At 58.6% G+C, this 17,689-nt stretch carries 16 protein-coding genes; 10 read left to right on the top strand and 6 right to left on the bottom strand.

Features of this window, described 5'->3' with window-relative positions:
- Positions 1–173: 173 nt before the first annotated feature.
- The 3 genes from NA78x_RS15055 to NA78x_RS15065 all read right to left on the bottom strand — a co-directional run bounded on the left by NA78x_RS15055 (position 174) and on the right by NA78x_RS15065 (position 3,837).
- Positions 174–1,025 (bottom strand): sugar phosphate isomerase/epimerase family protein, encoded by an 852-nt coding sequence (locus tag NA78x_RS15055; RefSeq protein WP_425619272.1) that lies wholly within the window; start codon positions 1,023–1,025, stop codon positions 174–176.
- 27 nt (positions 1,026–1,052) lie between these two features.
- Positions 1,053–2,066 (bottom strand): UbiA family prenyltransferase, encoded by a 1,014-nt coding sequence (locus NA78x_RS15060; RefSeq protein ID WP_425619273.1) that lies wholly within the window; start codon positions 2,064–2,066, stop codon positions 1,053–1,055.
- Between the two features lie 130 nt (positions 2,067–2,196).
- A complete protein-coding gene (locus tag NA78x_RS15065) occupies positions 2,197–3,837 on the bottom strand; it encodes a S41 family peptidase (protein WP_425619274.1) in 1,641 nt (546 codons plus the stop codon).
- Between the two features lie 764 nt (positions 3,838–4,601).
- Here NA78x_RS15065 and NA78x_RS15070 point away from each other — a divergent pair.
- From NA78x_RS15070 to lepA, 10 genes are all read left to right on the top strand, one after another.
- The gene (locus tag NA78x_RS15070) at positions 4,602–4,985 is read left to right on the top strand and encodes a rhodanese-like domain-containing protein (protein ID WP_425619275.1); all 384 of its coding nucleotides are present in this window, start codon (positions 4,602–4,604) and stop codon (positions 4,983–4,985) included.
- 7 nt (positions 4,986–4,992) lie between these two features.
- Complete coding sequence (locus NA78x_RS15075; protein WP_425619276.1) at positions 4,993–5,568, top strand: class I SAM-dependent methyltransferase; 576 nt, start codon at positions 4,993–4,995, stop codon at positions 5,566–5,568.
- A gap of 28 nt (positions 5,569–5,596) precedes the next feature.
- The gene (locus NA78x_RS15080; RefSeq protein ID WP_425619277.1) at positions 5,597–6,067 is read left to right on the top strand and encodes a cupin domain-containing protein; all 471 of its coding nucleotides are present in this window, start codon (positions 5,597–5,599) and stop codon (positions 6,065–6,067) included.
- Between the two features lie 268 nt (positions 6,068–6,335).
- Positions 6,336–6,956, top strand: a complete 621-nt coding sequence (locus NA78x_RS15085) for a (2Fe-2S)-binding protein (protein WP_425619278.1) — start codon at positions 6,336–6,338, stop codon at positions 6,954–6,956.
- A gap of 2 nt (positions 6,957–6,958) precedes the next feature.
- Positions 6,959–9,172, top strand: coding sequence for a xanthine dehydrogenase family protein molybdopterin-binding subunit (locus NA78x_RS15090; RefSeq protein ID WP_425619279.1), 2,214 nt, complete (start codon positions 6,959–6,961; stop codon positions 9,170–9,172).
- Positions 9,173–9,212: 40 nt separating this feature from the next.
- Positions 9,213–10,202, top strand: coding sequence for an FAD binding domain-containing protein (locus tag NA78x_RS15095; protein WP_425619280.1), 990 nt, complete (start codon positions 9,213–9,215; stop codon positions 10,200–10,202).
- A gap of 91 nt (positions 10,203–10,293) precedes the next feature.
- Entirely contained in the window at positions 10,294–10,533 is a 240-nt protein-coding gene (locus NA78x_RS15100) for a hypothetical protein (RefSeq protein ID WP_425619281.1), read from the top strand.
- Between the two features lie 116 nt (positions 10,534–10,649).
- A complete protein-coding gene (locus NA78x_RS15105; RefSeq protein WP_425619282.1) occupies positions 10,650–11,411 on the top strand; it encodes a hypothetical protein in 762 nt (253 codons plus the stop codon).
- Between the two features lie 141 nt (positions 11,412–11,552).
- A complete protein-coding gene (locus NA78x_RS15110; RefSeq protein WP_425619283.1) occupies positions 11,553–12,590 on the top strand; it encodes an ROK family protein in 1,038 nt (345 codons plus the stop codon).
- Positions 12,591–12,650: 60 nt separating this feature from the next.
- Positions 12,651–14,459: a translation elongation factor 4 gene (lepA, locus tag NA78x_RS15115; RefSeq protein ID WP_425619284.1), complete on the top strand. Its 1,809-nt coding sequence runs from the start codon at positions 12,651–12,653 to the stop codon at positions 14,457–14,459.
- Positions 14,460–14,864: 405 nt separating this feature from the next.
- Here the strand turns inward: lepA and NA78x_RS15120 are convergent, their stop codons facing one another.
- From NA78x_RS15120 to NA78x_RS15130, 3 genes are all read right to left on the bottom strand, one after another.
- On the bottom strand, positions 14,865–15,452 hold the full coding sequence (locus NA78x_RS15120) for a hypothetical protein (protein ID WP_425619285.1): 588 nt from the start codon (positions 15,450–15,452) through the stop codon (positions 14,865–14,867).
- 382 nt (positions 15,453–15,834) lie between these two features.
- A complete protein-coding gene (locus tag NA78x_RS15125; protein ID WP_425619286.1) occupies positions 15,835–16,143 on the bottom strand; it encodes a hypothetical protein in 309 nt (102 codons plus the stop codon).
- Between the two features lie 91 nt (positions 16,144–16,234).
- Positions 16,235–17,428, bottom strand: coding sequence for a Gfo/Idh/MocA family protein (locus NA78x_RS15130; protein WP_425619287.1), 1,194 nt, complete (start codon positions 17,426–17,428; stop codon positions 16,235–16,237).
- Positions 17,429–17,689 lie beyond the last annotated feature (261 nt).

The raw sequence follows: 17,689 nt of genomic DNA on the forward strand, positions 1-17,689 counted from the left end.
CTGCCCAGCAGCGAGAAGAATGGTCCTGTTCTGGCATCGACCAGCGGGAGTGGGGGAATTGAGCCGAGCGTCGAGAGGCGAGCTAATTGCCAGAAGAGGCAAGCTTTGCCAACGGATGACCGCTAGAGAGCGCAGAGTTTCTCAAACAGCCTGCTCGAAGGCGAAGGCGACGCTTAGGCAAACGGCCGCACAAGCGGTTCGAGAAAGGCAAAGGCCTTGGCAGCAGCGGTGGGCGCTTCGTGGCTGTGACGACTCAGTTCCACATGCACGCCGCCGCGATAATGGGTGCGGCCGAGGGCGGCGATGATCGGCGGGAACTCCATTTCGCCTTCGCCAAACATCAGGTGCTCATGGACACCGGCCCGCATATCCTCGACATGCACGTTGACGAGCCGGGAACTCCAGCGGGCGATGTAGTCGGCAATCGGCACTTCTCCCTGGCAGTACAAATGGCCCAGGTCGAGCGTGACTTGCAAGCGGGGAGAGTCGACCCATTCCAGCAACCGCTGAAAGCGGCTCATCGAGTCGATGAACATGCCGGGCTCGGGTTCGAAGCCGATGTTCACGCCGAGCCTCTCCGCCACCGGCAGTAACTCCGTCAAGCTGGCACCCAGGCGATCGAGCAGCGTTTGATCATCGGCGGCGTCCGCGGTTCCGGGCAAAGCCGTTCCTGACCACAACGAGACACAATCGCTGCCGAGTTCTGCGGCGGCTTCGGTAGCACGGCGGAGGAAGTCGATCCGCATTGTGCGGGCGGCAGCATCTGCGGAGAGCATCGTGGGCTGATGCTTGTGGCGGGGATCGAGCAGAAAGCGGGCACCGGTTTCGACCACCGAGGTGAGCTTGAGCCGGTCGAGCAAATGACGCAGGCGCTGGAGGTTACTGGGCCACTCGGGCGCAAACGGATTGAGCGGGCCGTGATCGAGCGTGATGGCGACGCTGCGGTAGCCAATGTCGGCAAGCAACTCAATTGCCGTGAACGGATCGTGATGAGCCCAGCCATTGGTGTTGTAGCCGAGCCGCATGTTTCGAACCTGTCCCTTGTTGGCAAACTATGTCGAATAAACCCAGCGGCCGAGCAGAAACGCCGGAGCTAAGAGAGACACCACGACGACGCCGTAGGGCGGTGCTCCCATCGCGAGCGTCACGGCGGCATCCAGCATGATAATCGAAAGGATCGCGTGCTTGACCGCACCCTGGACGAGTTTTGGAGAACCATCGAAAGCAGCGGAAATGGAGCGGCGCAGGATCGTGGCCGCTAACAGTGCGAGAAGTACCCAATACACGAGGTTCGGCTGAATTCGTAGCGTGGTCAGTAATGCGGCACATCCCAGCAGCACCACACCACTTGCCATAACAAGCACGCCCAGCAGCAACTGCAGGGTGTTGCTTTGCTCCGCTTCGTACTTGGCGTAGATCGTCACGCCCACGATGTAGACGCCAATTCCCAAGGCGACGACCAACTGAGCCGAGGTGTAGCCGAGCAGCGAATAGCCGCCGATGGTGAACGTCTCGCCCGCTGGATTGGCACCCGCAAGACTCATCCCCAGCAGCACATTTAACACGCGGCAAAGGCCCATATTCAGCGGGCCGAGAAAGGTCTTCTTGGCCCAAGCGTCATAGAGCAACACGGCAAGAGCCAGGGCGGTGGCAATCACTCCGCTTCGCCAAGGATAAGCGACCGGCAACAAGCGATCGTCTTGATACAAGTAGCCAGCGAGCCAACCAAAACCCACGCCCAACAGCAGCATCAAAAAGCCAAGGGCGCGAGCCTGTCCCACGGGAATCTGGCCAGACGGAAGCGGCCGTTGCGGACGTTCCTTCCGGTCGATCTCCAGGTCGAAGACATCATTGAGAATCATGCCCGCGGTGTAGAGCAGCCCCGAAGCGGCAATCAGGCAGAGCAAAGCTCCACCCGGGCTGAACGTGTGCCGGGCGAAGACAAACCCCATCATCACGTCAGCGATGGCGGTGAAGACGTTGGGCAAGCGCATCAGCCGCAGCATGGGCAGCAGCGGCTTCAAAGGCGAGTGCGAAGGGCGTTGATAGTCGGTGGGAGAAGTCACAGGCAGAAGAGCAAAGACAAGACGCCGCAGAAATGAAGAATGCGAGCGAGACAGTCTGGCCCATTGCCCCGGCGGCGACAATCCCCGGAGCGGGCGATTGCGGGGCAGCAATTTGCCGACCCCAACCTGGTTACTTGCTGGCGGTAGTCAGATTGCGAGCCACTTGCAAACCGGCACTCAGGATTGCATCTTCCGACGGGATGCGAGGAACTTGCCCATCGACAGGCTTGGCGGCCTTGGTCACCGCGATATCGGGTGCGATGCCCATTCCGCTGATCGCCTGGCCGCTCGGGGTGTACCACTTGGCAGTGGTCAAACGAATGCCGGTGCGGCTGACGGCCAGGGGGAAGATCCCCTGAACCGAACCCTTGCCGTAGCTCTTTTCGCCTACCACGGTGCCACGCTTGTGATCGCGAACGGCACCGGCGAGTATCTCGCTGGCACTGGCTGAGTCGTGGTCGATCAAAATCACCAGCGGCACTCGCCAGGTTCCTTGCACTTGACCGCGATGATCGAAATCCTCTCGTGGGCTGCGGCCACGAGTGGCGACAATCAGGCCATCGTTCACGAACTTGTCGGCCACATCCACAGCTGCCTTCAGCAAGCCACCGGGATTGCCACGCAGGTCAATCACCAGGCTCCGCATCCCTTGATCGTGCAACTTCCACAGGGCAGCGTCGACGTCGCGGGCCGTCGTCTTTTGAAAGCTGGTCAGTTTGAAGTAGCCAATGCCAGAGGCTTGATCGACGATCCGTACATCTTCGACGCTAGGGACTTCCACGCGGCGGCGAGTGAGCTTCAAAGTGCGAGGCATACCTTGAGCATCTTTCAGCACAACGGTTACCAGGCTCCCTTCCGAACCACGCAGCAGGTCGGCCAGTTGATCGGGCGAAACCTCACTGCTGGTCTTGTCGTCGACCTGAACGATGCGATCGCCGGCACGAATGCCACCTTCGTACGCTGGGCCACCGGTGATGACGTTCACCACTAGCAAGCCAGCGGGCTCGGTCTTCAACTCAACGCCCAAGCCGACGAAATTGCCTTCGATCTGGGCAAAGATCTCGTCCATCTGGCTGTCGGTCAGAAAGCTCGAGTATTCATCCAGAGCCGCCGCGGCACCACTCGCATATTCGAGGATCACTGCCTGCGGGCTGATCGAATAACGCTGCTTGACCGTGCGCGCAATCGCTTCGACAAGTTCCTTGGCCTGATGACGATCGTCGATGGCCTGACGTTCGGTCCAAAAGCGAATGTCTCGTTGCAACTGGTTGTGCTGCTCGGATGTGAGCTTCAGGTTGTTCGACGTGGCGAAGATTGGTTCCGTCAGTGCGGCGTCAAAGTTCACCGTCCCCTGACGGAGAATGTCGTGCCACTTGGGCTGATGCACGTAATGGGCAGAAACCTTCAGCAGCACTTCTTCATAGATGGCCAAAGCTTCCCGCTCGGTGAGCGTGTGAATGGCCTTGGTGTAGGTCAGATCAGAGTAACGACGGGCGACGTCGTAGTGAGCCCGAACCATCGTCAGGCGTTGCTTCAGTTCGGTCCGTTCGGGGTGCGCACGCAGGGCTTCTTCATAGTGGTTGAGAGCCTCGGCCCAGCGTTTTTGCTGTTCCAGCTTGGAGCCTTGTTCGAGCGTCTGGGCGACATCAGGTTTGACGTCGCCAATCGCAGCCAACGGCTGCTGGGCTCGAACGAGAGTAGCCGGCCACATACCAACGAAGGCTGCGGTCAGAGCGGCGGTGCAGAGCAAGATGCGGGAGCGTTTGGTCATCGTTCCGTCTCAGCCGACGGACACTCACTCACCAGACGAAACGAACTCGCCTCACGCGCAAAGCGAAAGGCAACAATCGAAGTTGGGGAGCGGGTGCCACGCCGTTTCAGGATGCGGGCGAATCATCGGGCCAGAACTCGACGAGCAGCGGGGAGGCCACTCGGCCGGGGCGAAATCTGGGGTCCCAACTGTCAAAAACAGCTGGGCTGGAGCCCCCAACATCCCGCTTGCCGGCTCCCCCCTTCGCGGTCAGGGCGGAGCTTCAGCCAGATGGAATATAGGACACGATTTGGGGCCGGTCAAAGAAAGTCGCGCCCGTCTGCTCCGCTTCCCTAAGCAACGTCATGCGACAATCGACACAGGCCACACAAACCTGCATACGCAGGCCACTCGGTGTCGGTTCGCTGACCTCAGATCGTGACGATTTTTCCACCCTTGCTGGCGAGCGAAGTCTTGTCGCCACACCAAGGACCTTCGTCCCAAACTCACCAGCCAGCGGCCGGTTTGGAAAACTGTGTTCACAAGCCGGAGGGGTTTGTGAACGCGCACACGCGTGGCGCCCGAGAGATATTGACTGTCGTGTTCACAAACTACCCTGGGTTTGTGAGCGCCCCTCTGTTGAGTGGGTTGCTGTTTATGTCATCAGCCGATGGCCTTCCAACAGCAGGCAGCCTTACGCCATGTGCAAACGCCTTGCGATTCGGAGGCGCGCGACGACTTGTTACAATCTGGGTCTCCCCACCACTCTCCGAAAGGGAATCCACATGTCACTCCGCCTCATGACGTTTGTGGTAGTCACGCTGGTCGCCATTGTCTCCAGTGCCTCCGAGCCGACGAAGGACTCCTTGGCAACGATCAAAAAGAATGTGGACGAAGGCAAAGCTGTGCTCGTCGACGTTCGTGAGAAGCAGGAATGGGATGAGGGACATGTCGAAGGGGCGATTCTCTTGTCGCTAAGCGATCTGCAGAAGAACGGTGACCTCGGAAAGAAACTGCCAAAGAACAAGATCATTTACACGCATTGCGTGGTTGGAAAGCGCTGCGTTGCGGCCGGCGATATTCTGGAGAAGTTGGGCTATGAAGTTCGACCGCTCAAGCCCGGATATAAGGAGTTGATCGAGAGCGGTTTTCCCAAGGCGAAGGAATAACGGCAAAGTGAAAACTCGCGAGAGTGGGATGCCCGCCGAGCCAGTTTGGGAAACATTCTTCAATCCTGAACTGGCACTTGATCACCTCGGTTTCGTTCATTCCAGCGGCGATGTCGTTGACCTTGGCTGCGGCTACGGAACATTCACCATCCCTGCTGCCCGTCGGTCCGACGGCATTGTGCATGCCTTTGACATTGATGCTGGAATGGTTGCTTCCACACTGCGAAAGGCACAGCAGAGCGGTCTCACCAATGTTCGTGGCATCGTTCGCGATTTCGTCTCCAGCGGCACTGGTTTGCCGGACTTTGCTGCGTCCTATGCCATGCTTTTCAATCTGCTACACGCCGAGTGCCCAGGCGTACTGCTGGCTGAAGCTTGGCGAGTTCTGGCTCCAGGTGGCGTCCTGGGCATCATGCACTGGAACCACGATCGCAGCACGCCGCGCGGGCCGAGCATGAACATCAGGCCCACGCCGCAGCAGTGCTGCGAATGGGCAATTCAGGCTGGCTTTGAGCCGCTGGACGAGGGAATTGTGCAGATTCCGCCCTATCACTACGGAATGGCGATGCGGAAGCCGTTTTAGTTGTTTTCTCAAATAAGGAGCAAATTTCATGCGTATTGCTACCGTTTTCAGCTTCGTTCTTTTGTTGTCAACAATCGCGGTCGCTGACGATCATGGCGAAGGAGTAAAGCTCAATGTCCCGGCCGAGATGAAATGGAAGGACGGTCCACCATCGCTGCCCAAAGGGGCTCAAATCGCGGTCCTGGAAGGTGACCCTAGCAAAGAGGGCCCATTTGTCTTTCGCGTGAAAGTGCCCGATGGCTATCGCATTCCCCCGCACACGCATCCAAAGATGGAGCGTGTGACGGTGATTCAAGGCACATTCAACATCGGCATGGGTGACAAGTTCGACGAGAAAGCCACGTCCGCGATGCCTGCCGGCAGCTACGGTTTTTGGGAGCCTGGCATGAAGCATTTCGTTTGGACGAAGGGCGAGACGGTCGCGCAGTTCCACGGCACTGGTCCCTGGACGATCAACTATGTGAATCCGAAGGATGATCCGCGAAATCAAGGAAAGTGAGCCATGTCAGCATCATGCTGCTCGTAGGTACGATGCTGACATTGCACTTTTGCTCCGATTTGTTCGCCACCAATCAATTTGCTTTGTTGCATCGCGCGCGGCCAGCCGCAATAATCACCCGCGCTGCGGTCGGCTGAGGTGGAGCATCGCGGAGATGCAAATCGGCAAGTCATCATCATGGGGTGAGTTGCTTGCCGAGGGTTCGCCAAAGTTTGAGCCTGCAGTGCTCGGCGCGAGCGCACATCCGCGCCCCACAAGGAATCACTGCATGTCGTCAAGCACGAAGCCGACGGTCCCTCGGCCCGCGGACAAGTCCGGAGGGTTCAGTCGACGAGACTTTTTACATGGCAGCGGCGCGATTGCCGCGGCTGCGACCTTGCAAACTTCGGCCACCGCTTTTGCCCAGCAAGCGACCGGCTCGAATGTCGTCGCGGGCGAAACGACGATCGAACTCGCGGTCAACGGCAAGAAGCACAAGGTGACGGTAGAACCACGCACCACGTTGCTCGACGTTTTGCGATTTCAACTCGATCTCACCGGAGCCAAGCCGATTTGCACCGACGGCAGCAGCGGTGGCGCCACGGTGCTGATCGACGGCAAGCCGATGCAAGCCAATATCATGCTGGCCCTGCAAGCGGTAGGCAAAGACATCGCCACCGTCGAAAGCCTGGCCAAGGACAAAGTTCCCGCAGCTTTCACTGCCTGCGATGCCCAGCAGTGCGGCTTCTGCACACCCGGTTTTGTCGTCGCCGTGAAGGCGTTTCTCGATAAGAAGCCCAAAGCGACGGAAGCCGAGATTCGCGACGGCCTCAACGGCAACATCTGCCGCTGCGGCACGTACGTGAATGTCGTTCAAGCCGCTGTGAAACTTGTGAAGGGAGACGCATAACCATGGCTGAAACTTATTACTGGCCGTCACGCGACAAGTCCCAACAGCTGGGCAAGCGCCATGTGCGGCTCGACGGCATGGCCAAATCGACGGGTGCCGCCAAGTACACCTACGACATCAATCTGAAAAACCAGCTCATCGCCCGAGCGCTCGGCTGCCCTCATGCCCACTGCAAGATCAAGTCGATCAATCTCGACGGCGCGAAAAAGGTCAAGGGTGTCGTTCACGTCGAAGCTCTGCGCAAGGAAGGTGAAGAAATCGAATGGCAGGGTGAAATGCTCGCCGTTGTTGCCGCCGAAACCGAAGCTGCGGCCGCGGAGGGTGTGAATGCCATCAAGATCGAGTACGAAATGCTCGAGTCGTTCACCAGCGAAGATGATCTGGCCACAGCCAAGAAACTGGGCCGCACGGTCAAGGGTGGCGGCAAGGCTGTCACTGTGAAGGAACCGGGTGACGACGACGATGAAGACGAGTTCATCGACAAGGAAATTGCTCGCCTCCTGAAAGAGTCGGCCTATGTGGTCGAAGGGACGTATGGCATCGACGCCATTACCCACTGCTGTCTCGAGCCGCACGGTTCAACCGTTGAGTGGCAAGGCAACAAGCTGATGGTGCACCTGTCGACCCAAAACGTCTCGGGTACCGACGAGGGCTTTGCCAAGGACCTGAACATCACCTCGGACGATGTCGAAGTCCGCTGCGACTACATCGGTGGTGGCTTCGGCAGTAAGTTCGCGCCCGATCTGTGGGGCATCGCCGCCGCCCGCATCAGCAAGGCGACCGGTCGCCCCGTCAAGTTCATGCTCACGCGACTTCAAGAACAGCAACTGGGTGGCAATCGCCCCAGCGGCTACCTGAAAGTGAAACTCGGTGCTGATAAGGATGGCGTGATTCAGGTTTGGGATTCGGAGCATTGGGGCAGCGACGGGGCGATCCCCGGTGGTGTCAGCCATACGGTCGTTCCGTATGTGTTTGCCCCCAAGAACTATCGCCGGCTGCAAACCAATCTGAAGACCAACACGGCTCAATCACGTGCCTGGCGCGCGCCGAATCATCCACAGTCCTGTGCGATGACGCAAACGGCCATCGACGACCTCGCGCGGAAGATGGGAGCCAACAGCTACGACATCTTCCTGAAGAACCTGGGCACCGACGAGAAGCCCGGCATCAGCGGCGCAAAGCCTTCGGTCTACAAGGCCGAAATGGAAATCGCTGCCAAACTGATGGACTGGAATGCCAAGTGGCATGCTCACGGCAAGGGACAAAAGAAGGGCTCGGTGGTCGAAGGGCTCGGCATGGCCATCCACACCTGGGGTGGCAAAGCCAACAGCTCGAACTGCCTGCTCAAGATCTATCCCGATGGTGGTGTCGAAACGACCTGCGGCACGCAAGACCTGGGCGTCGGCACACGTACGGTGCTCGCCGTCGTGCTGGCCGAAACCTTTGGCCTCCCCTACGAAAGCATCAAGGTGAACATTGGTTCGTCGAAGATGCCCGTTAGTGGACCTTCGGGTGGCAGTACCACGGTCGGCGGCGTTTGCGAATCGCATCGCCGAGCCGGCCAGGATGCCTTCCGGCAGATTGCCGAACTCGTCGGTAAGAAGTTGAGCGTCGATCCCGCGACGCTCGAAGCGGTGAAGGGCCGCATTCAAGTGGCCGGTTCGCCGGACAAGAGCCTGTCTTGGAAAGAAGCCTGCACGCTGATTGGCATGCGGCCGCTGGAAGTGACCGGCTCGTACAAGATTGACACGCCCAGCCCGCTGAGCAGTCAGCAGGTCGGTGGCGTGCAAATGGCCCATGTGGCCGTTGATCTGGATACCGGCGTGGTGAAGATGAAGAAGTTCGTCGCCGTGCAGGACATCGGCCTGGTCGTTTGTCGGCAACAGGCCGAGAGCCAGGTCTATGGTTCGGCGGTCATGGGGATCGCTTACGCGCTGTTCGAACAGCGAATTACCGATCCCAAGACCGGCGCGTTCGTCAATGCGGAACTGAAGGATTACAAGTTGCCGCGGATTGGCGATATCGGCGAAGTGGTTTGCGAGTTTTATGAACCCGACGATCAACGCTCGCGCGGCGTGATCGGCATTGGTGAGCCTCCGGTTATCGCACCGGGCGCTGCCATCAGCAATGCGGTTTGCAATGCCCTGGGCATTCGCGTGCCGGTTCTTCCCATCACGCCGCAACGCGTGTTGGAAGCACTGAAGGCCAAGGCGTAACCATTTCACTCAACTTCGCATTTTCGGATTCCAACCAACCATGAAAAACTTTGAATATGCTTCGCCGCGGTCCGAAGCTGAGGTGCTTTCGCTCCTCAGTTCTCAGCCCGGCCATACCGAAATCCTCGCGGGCGGCACCGACCTCATCGGCTTGATGCAAGCCAATGTTGTGCGGCCCGAGCGAGTCGTGAACATCCTGGAAGTCCCTTCGCTAAAAGCGATCGAGCAGCTTGATAACGGCGTCCTCGCCGTGGGCTCGGTCGTCACGCTCGATGTCCTTCTCGATCATCCCTACCTGACGCCGTACCCGGCGATTCGGCAGGCCATCGAAGGGATCGCGAGCATGCAGCTGCAGTGCCAAGGGACGCTCGGCGGCGAAGTGCTGCAACGACCGCAATGCTGGTTCTTCCGGCAAGGTCGCGGGTTGCTCGCCGGTGGCGGTAAGTTGGCTGCCGAAGGAGACAATCGCTTCCACGCCATCTTTGGCAACCAAGGGGCCGCCAAGTTCGTCAGTAATTCGCGTTTGGCTCCCGCGCTGGTCGCTTTGAATGCTCAGGTCCGCGTGATCGGTCCTGGCGAAGCGGATGAAAAACTGATTTCGGCCGAGCAACTCTATCGCGCACCTCGCCACGAGGCCGAACGCGAAACGGTGCTGCAGCCCAATCAGTTCGTCACGCACCTGCTCATTCCCGCTTCGACGGGCTTTAACGCCACGTATGAAGTGCGGCATGGTGCCGGTCCAGATTATCCGCTCGCTTCAGCCGCTGCCTCGTTGCAAATCGAAGGTGGCATTGTGCAAGACGCGAGGATTGTCCTTGGGCACGTCGCCCCGACGCCTTGGATCTCGCTCGAAGCGGCCGCCGAACTGATCGGCAAGCCGGTGAATGAAGAAACCGCGGCCGCCGCTGGTAACGCAGCGGTCGTCGCAGCATCGCCTCTTTCCAACAACGGCTACAAGGTGCAACTGGCCCAAGTTGCCGTGAAGCGGGCGATCCTTCGCGCCGCCGGCTTGGAGACGGGCGGTCTGTAATTCGCAGCCATTCGCAGTGGCGTGGAGCATGCCTTCAGCGGCCCACGCCACCATCAGGCACTTCCAACTCACAGCTCACCGGGGATCGATCATGCCCTTCGAAAAGTCTTACGACGAAGCTCCGAAAATCACGACTCCACCCTGCGTCTACCTGCGCAACAAAGCCATGTACGTGCGCGGCACGGTTGGCGACGCCGAGCGCTATCCCGACGAAAGCGGCGCGGGCTACTGCTGGTGCAACATGACCCAGCACGTGCTCGGCCCCGATAGCCTGCACGTCACGCGCGGCGAGTGCGTCCCCACCCGCGAGTGCTATCGCGAGACATATTAACCGTGGGAGCATGGAGCACCGAGATTCTTGGCAGCGATGCTGCCTGCGATGTTTATCACGGATTCGAATCTCGTTATTACGAAAAGCAGCCTTTGGAAACAATCAAGGCTGCAATCATGAAGGAGCACCGACTCATCACAGACAAGGATGAGGCGGTGCTCGCTGACAATACCAGCGAATGGCTGGCCTACGCACTGATTTGCTGGGAATGTCAGGTGCTCGACGAGCCAACCAGGCAGACCGTCAAGCGCATCGTTGACGAAGAGATCGACCTGGCAGATTGGGACGAGCAGGCACCCGCTCGCAAGAAGTCGCTAGCAAAGTTTCTGAAGAAGATTTCGACTCCCGCGAAGAAAGCCAAGTCGATCCCGCGATTCTTCACGTGCAAAGTTCCTTATCAAGCGGGCGATTGCATCGCCTTCAGCTATCCGACAGGCGACTATGGCGGGGCGATCTGCTTTGGCGTCGATACTGCCGGTAAGAAACCGGAGTGGTACAGCTACCTTATCGGTATCACTCGCCTGCGGCAGTCCGAAAAGCCCACGACTGCAGACTTCTACCGCAGCCATCTGCTTGTCTTCAACTACGGCCGAACCATAGAGGGCTTGCCAGCGAAATACATAGAGGCCCCTGTTCTACAGGTTGCCCACCACAGCCTGGGACCGATCCGGACCATCGAACAACTGCGAAAACGCCAGGCCGAATTTGAGCGTGCTGAGGTAGTCGGTCAGCTGACAGTTCGCGATTGCCTCAACTCCGATGCCTACAGCCTGTCCTTTAATCTGGGGGCCTATTGCGAAAGCCAGTTTGCTTGGGAAGCAGCCCATCCTGAGTCGATCGATCAAAGCTACCCCATTCAGCGATTCTTCGAACTGTAGTCGACAAAATTTACCTAGACTAAGCTCCGCTCTCGCTCTTTTGGCACCCCGCTTGCTCTTCCTGCGTGGGTAGCGGTTTTCGGCGATGGTTCCTATACTTTCGCTATCGAATTTCAGTCGAGCAGCATGGACGATTTGGCAATGACGGCACATGTAAAGACGGTTTCAGCAGCGGAGGCAAAGCGGCCGTTGTTCCTGGGAATCGATGTTGGCGGGACGAATATTAAGCTGGGTGTGGTCGACGACCTGGGCCGCACCCTCACCCTGACGAAGGTTTCGACCCACGAAGAACAAGGGCCCGAAGCGGCCCTGCAGCGGTGCCGCGTCGCTACCGACGCCATGATGCGGGCGATGGATCTGGGCCGCAGCGATCTCTCGGCCATCGGCCTGGCGTCGCCGGGTACCATGGACATTCCGAACGGCATGTTGCTTGAACCCCACAACTTGCCGCATTGGTACAACTTTCCGATTCGCGACCGCGTGAGCCAGATTTGGGGGCTGCCCACTTCTTACGCGAACGATGCCAACGCGGCCGCCTATGGCGAGTTCTGGGTTGGCGGCGGTCAGCAGTATCGCAGCATCGTCATGCTCACCCTGGGGACGGGCGTGGGGGGCGGCATCATTATTGGCGACCTGTCGATTGACGGCGAAAACAGCTGCGGCAGCGAATGCGGCCACATCATTATCGACTGCAACCCCTCCGCTCGCATGTGCGGTTGCGGCCAACGTGGCCATTTGGAAGCTTACTGTAGTGCCACCGGCCTGCTGGCACATACCGAGATGCTGCTGGAAAAAGGGCCCAAAACCAGCCTGCTCGGCCGAATTTCCGAGGCCGATCCACTCACCCCCAAGATGATTGCCGAAGAGGCCGAGCGGGGCGACAAGTTCTCACTCGACCTGATCGACGAACTGGCGACTTACCTCGGTTTTGGCGTCACCAGCCTGATTCACACCATCGATCCAGCGGCTGTTTTGCTGGGCGGGGCGATGAATTTCGGCGGTCCCGACCATCCGCTGGGGCTGCGGTTTCTCGAGCGTGTCCGCGGCATTGTTCGCGAGCACGCCTTTCCTATTCCCGCCCAGCGCACTACCATCGACTTTGCACTCTTGGAGGGGGAAGCCGGCTACATCGGCGCCGCCGGGATTGCTCGCCTGGCGTGGCACCGCAAAAAGAGCTGATTCTTTGCGGCGTTTCGTCCCTGCCTCGCGGTCTTGCCACACCGATCGGTCTCGCCATTTATGCCCGAAATTGCCAACAAGTTCATTCGCAACTTTTGCATCATTGCCCACATCGATCACGGCAAGAGCACCCTCGCAGACCGCCTGCTGGAGTTCACCGGCACCGTTACGCGCCGCGAGATGAAAGACCAACTGCTGGACGACATGCAGTTGGAGCGTGACCGTGGCATCACCATCAAGGCCCGCGCGGTGCGGATGATGTACATGTACGAGGGGAACGAGTATGAGATGAACCTCATCGATACCCCCGGGCACGTCGATTTTCATTACGAAGTTTCTCGCTCGCTCGCCTGTTGCGAAGGTGCCATCCTCGTCGTCGATGCCGCCCAAGGTGTCGAAGCTCAAACGCTGGCCAATGCCTTTGCGGCGATGAACTCGAACCTGACCATTGTTCCCATCATCAACAAGATCGATCTCGTCAACGCCCGCATCGAGGAAGTGCTGCTCGAAATGGAGCAGACGCTCGCCATCGATTCGTCCGAAGTGCTGAAGGTAAGTGCCAAGACGGGCGTCGGCATCGAAGGTCTCTGCGCCGCGCTCATTCAGCGCATTCCAGAACCCAAGGGCGATCCCGAAGCAATCCTGCAGGCGATGGTCTTCGACTCGCACTACGACGACTATCGCGGTGCCATCACTTACATCCGCGTGATCAACGGCCGGCTGTCGCGCGGCATGAAGATCCGCTTTTTGCGCACTAACAGCACGCACGAAATCCTCGAACTGGGGCAGTTCACTCCCCAGCGAACCGCGTGCAACGTGCTGCTGGCCGGCGAAGTCGGTTACATCATCTGCAATATCAAGTCGCTGAAGCTGGTGCACATCGGCGACACCGTGACCATCGCTGGCGACAACGGCGCGACGGCGCTCGAAGGTTACAAGCCGCCCAAACGCATGGTCTATTGCGGGCTGTATCCCTCCGATGGTCAGGAGTTTACCGAGCTTCGCGACGCGCTCGAAAAACTGGCGATGAACGACCCCAGCTTCGAGTTCGAGCCCGAAACGAGCGACGCGCTGGGCTTTGGTTTTCGCTGCGGGTTCCTTGGCTTGCTGCATATGGAAATTGTGCAGCAGCGGCTGGAAGGTGAGTCGGACATCGACTTGATCCAGACGGCTCCGAACGTGACCTACGAAATTCTGAACAAGAACGGCGAGACCTTCCAGATTCATAAGCCGCAAGATGTGCCCGACTCCGGCCAGATTGAAGAGTTCCGCCAGCCCATTGTGCGCGTGAATCTCATTCAGCCGGCCGAGTTCATCGGCAACGTCATGAAGCTGTGCCAGGATCGTCGCGGCGTGCTGGTTCGGCAAGAATATCTCTCGCCCCAGCGGACGATGATCGTCTACGACATTCCACTGGCGGAAGTGATCTACGATTTGCACGACAAGCTGAAGAGCGCTACGCGCGGCTACGGCACGATGGACTACGAAGTAATCGGCTATCAACCGGCCGACCTGGTGAAGCTCGACATTCTCGTCAACAATGTCCGCGTCGATGCCCTCTCGGTCATCTGCCATCGCTACGACGCCGAACGTCGCGGTCGCGGCGTCTGCAAGCGCCTGAAAGACGAAATCGATCGTCACATGTTCGAGGTCGCTATTCAGGCAGCGATCGGCGGCCGGATCATCGCCCGCGAATCGAAGCCTGCGATGCGCAAGAACGTGACGGCCAAGTGCTACGGTGGCGATATCAGCCGCAAGAAGAAACTGTGGGCCAAGCAAAAGGAAGGCAAGAAGCGGATGAAGGCCATCGGCCAAGTCGAGATTCCGCAGAAGGCCTTCCTCGCCGTCCTGGATACGGGCGAAGAGTAGTCCTTCCCCGCACTCCCGCTGGTCACGACATCATCAGAATGTTGTGAAAAATAGCGAATGAACTTATTGACAACGGATCGGCATTATGAGCTAATGTCGGGAAGTTCTCTCATAGTTTGGTTGCTCAGGAAGTGTGCCCGCGCTGCGCGGCTGCGGTACGCGATGTTTGCGAGGTGCGAGCCTCAGTTGCAATCGAGTCGCGTGTCCAAGAACTAGCCCGGTTCATGGACAGAGAGAGTGAGTTGCAAAACTCACCATTGATTCGCAAGTGACGCAATCCAAGGCACTTGCGGCGAAGTTCAAAGACTGCTGCCTGTCCAAAAACCCGGAGGTTTTTGGACGTTTAGGTGGGTGTGGAATGCGGCCATCCCTGGCAGCAACAATCGAGTCGCAGTGCTGCTCAACTCAGGCATGCGTTGCCGAATCAAACGCCTGGGTCAACTCAGCCAGGCAATCGTGTTCCGCTTGTGAGACCTTGTTCCCGAAGCCGAGGAATCCGCCGGTCGTCAGGGCGACTTTTTCTGCCCGATGCATGATGCCGTCCTTGAGCTTCACGGCATTCTCAGGAGTCAGCGAGGAACTCAGCTGTTTGACGAACTCCTTCCAGGCTTCGACGGCCGCGCGGGCGGGGCGATGATCGAGCCAGTTTTGCAACAGCAGGTACATAGGAGAATCGACCGCGATTCCCAAGCCGTTCGCAGCCTTCAGGACTGCTGCTTTTTCTTGTGCGGAGACCTCTCCGTCGCACCAGGCAACTTCCACCAAGGGAAGAAGGACGGTTGCGGCAGCGACCTCGACTCCGTTGTCGACCTTAGCGATTGCTTGCAGCGCCGGCGAATCGGTGATCCCCAGGCCGTGGCCGAAGTTTGCGCGCCACTCTTCCAAGTTCATGGTCCGCTTCATTTCTTCCACCAGCCGGCGGTCGCGTTCGGCGAAGTAAGCATCTTCCAGCTTTTTGCCGCGAGTGTGTAGGATGTCGTATTCGTGTGACATGGTTGCGATTCCTTGTGTCGTGCGAGAGTTTCGTCCGTTCTCCGTAGCCTATCAGGCTGCGCGCGAGGAACAAAGAGATGGACTACTCTTGTCGCACCTACGCAGGCACTGCATTCGATGCAGGAAGCTTCAGGTGCCTAGTTGCTAGTACTGCTGTTTGTCACCCGGAGCTTGAGTAGCCGGTTTGGAAGACGCGATTTGGGCAAGCAACTTCGCGAGTCGGCCTGCTGCTTCCCCTTGCTTCACGTCCCATTCTCTTTTGACGCAGCGGACCCCTTTGACAGAGAACATGGTGGGTGCCCCTTGAGCACCGCAATACCAGCAGATTCGAGACGACTGCCCTTTCTTGGTCTTGATAATCAGACAACCCATCTCTTGCATGCTAAGGCATGGGATCAACATCGATCTCGCTACCTTGAAAAAAAGCCATGATCTCCTGGTAGGATTCAGGCGGAACGGTGAGAGCCGCGATCTCACTTCCGTAAGGAGCCCCAATCGTCTTTTCTGCTGTGATCGATGCGATGTCCTCGAGGCTGGGAATTCCGGAGAGGACTGAGTCGTGTTTCAAGCGAGCCGCTTCGGCTGTGATCAATGGTGGAAAGGGGCGGCGACGCTCTTGAGTAAAAGCACTCGTTGTCATGATCCCACCCAGAATCAACGCGACAAGAATCTGCTTGGCGATTTCACTCATGATTGCCTCCCTGTGACAGTAGCGCAAAAGCCAATGAACCCCCGCCGCAGGGGCGGGGGCGATAAGACAAGGAACGGGCCAGCTATAGGACTTAGCGGCGGGCCAGCTTGTGCTTGAGCGGCAGCCAAGCGCCGCCTTGCTTGCTGGATTCCACGGCTTGCTGGATGAAGTACATCCCTTCGACGCCATCGTTGACGTTCGGGTAGATGGTGTCGACCTTTTCGAAGGCTTTCCCTTCGGCACGCAGCACCATGTTGTCGTAGGCGCTGCGATAGACGTTCGCGAAGGCTTCGAAGAAGGCTTCCGGATGTCCGCTCGGCAAGCGGCATGAAGCAGCCGAGAGTCCGCCGATGTACGGACCGCCGTTACGCGTATAGAGCTTGTGAGGCTGGCCGTTCTGGCGGAAGACGAGCGTGTTGGGCTCTTCTTGCCGCCATTGAATGGCTCCCTTGGTGCCATCGATTTCGATGAACAGGTCGTTCTCGCGGCCGTGGCTGATTTGCGAAGCAGTGACGCAGCCGAAGGCTCCGTTTTCGAACTTGATGAGGGCCGTGCCGTAATCATCGAGAGCGCGGCCTTGTTCAAACGTCTTCAGATGGCAGCTGATCTCGCTCGGCAGCAGGCCCGTCATATAGCGACCGAGATTGTACGCGTGGGTGGCGATATCGCCGAAGCAACCGGCCGCACCGCTCTTGCTGGGGTCAGTTCGCCAGGCAGCTTGCTTCTGGTCGCTATTTTCGAGTCGCGTACGAAGCCAACCTTGAATGTAGTTGGAGCGAATGGCGTTGATCTCGCCCAGTTCGCCGGCCAGGATCATTTCGCGGGCCTGGCGCACCATCGGGTAGCCGGTGTAGTTGTGCGAGACGGCAAAGACGACGCCCGACTTGTTGACCACTTCGGCCAGTTCTTCGGCTTGCTTCAGGTCGAAGGTCATCGGCTTGTCGCAGATGACGTTGAGGCCGGCCTCGGCGGCCGTCTTGGCGATCTCGAAGTGGGTGTGATTGGGCGTGGCGACCGAAACGAAGTCGACGCGCTGATCAGCAGGCAGCGCCTTCTCTTTTTGAACGAGCTCGGTGATCGATGTGTAGGCGCGGCTTTCGGGAATGTCGTAATCGGGGGCCGAAGCCTTCGCGCGTGCGGCATCGCTGGAAAGGCAGCCGGCAACAAGCATCGCGCGGTTATCCAAGACGGCGGCGGTGGCATGAACTCGGCCGATGAACGAACCTTGACCGCCACCCACCAGAGCCATGCGCAGTTTGCGGTTGAGAGAAGAATTCGTAGCCATGCGAGAGGTAGCTCCTAAGGGGCATGAGGGCTGGTTTTGAAGTGTGGAGCGGCTTTTTTAGCAGATTCGCAAGGTGCTGTCAGGTCTGGGGAGATGGCCCCCTACATCGAACCTTCACTGAACTCGCAGCGATCGCACCGAACCCGCAAGCATCGTTTGCTCTCTTGTGATATAACTAAGGAGATCGGTAAGGCTTCCGCATCGGGCTTAGGTTCGGGTTTTGCACCCAGCCTGGCTAACAAACCGCGTGCTGCCGAGGAT

The sequence above is a fragment of the Anatilimnocola aquadivae genome, assembly GCF_049819085.1.
Taxonomy (GTDB): Bacteria; Planctomycetota; Planctomycetia; order Pirellulales; family Pirellulaceae; genus Anatilimnocola.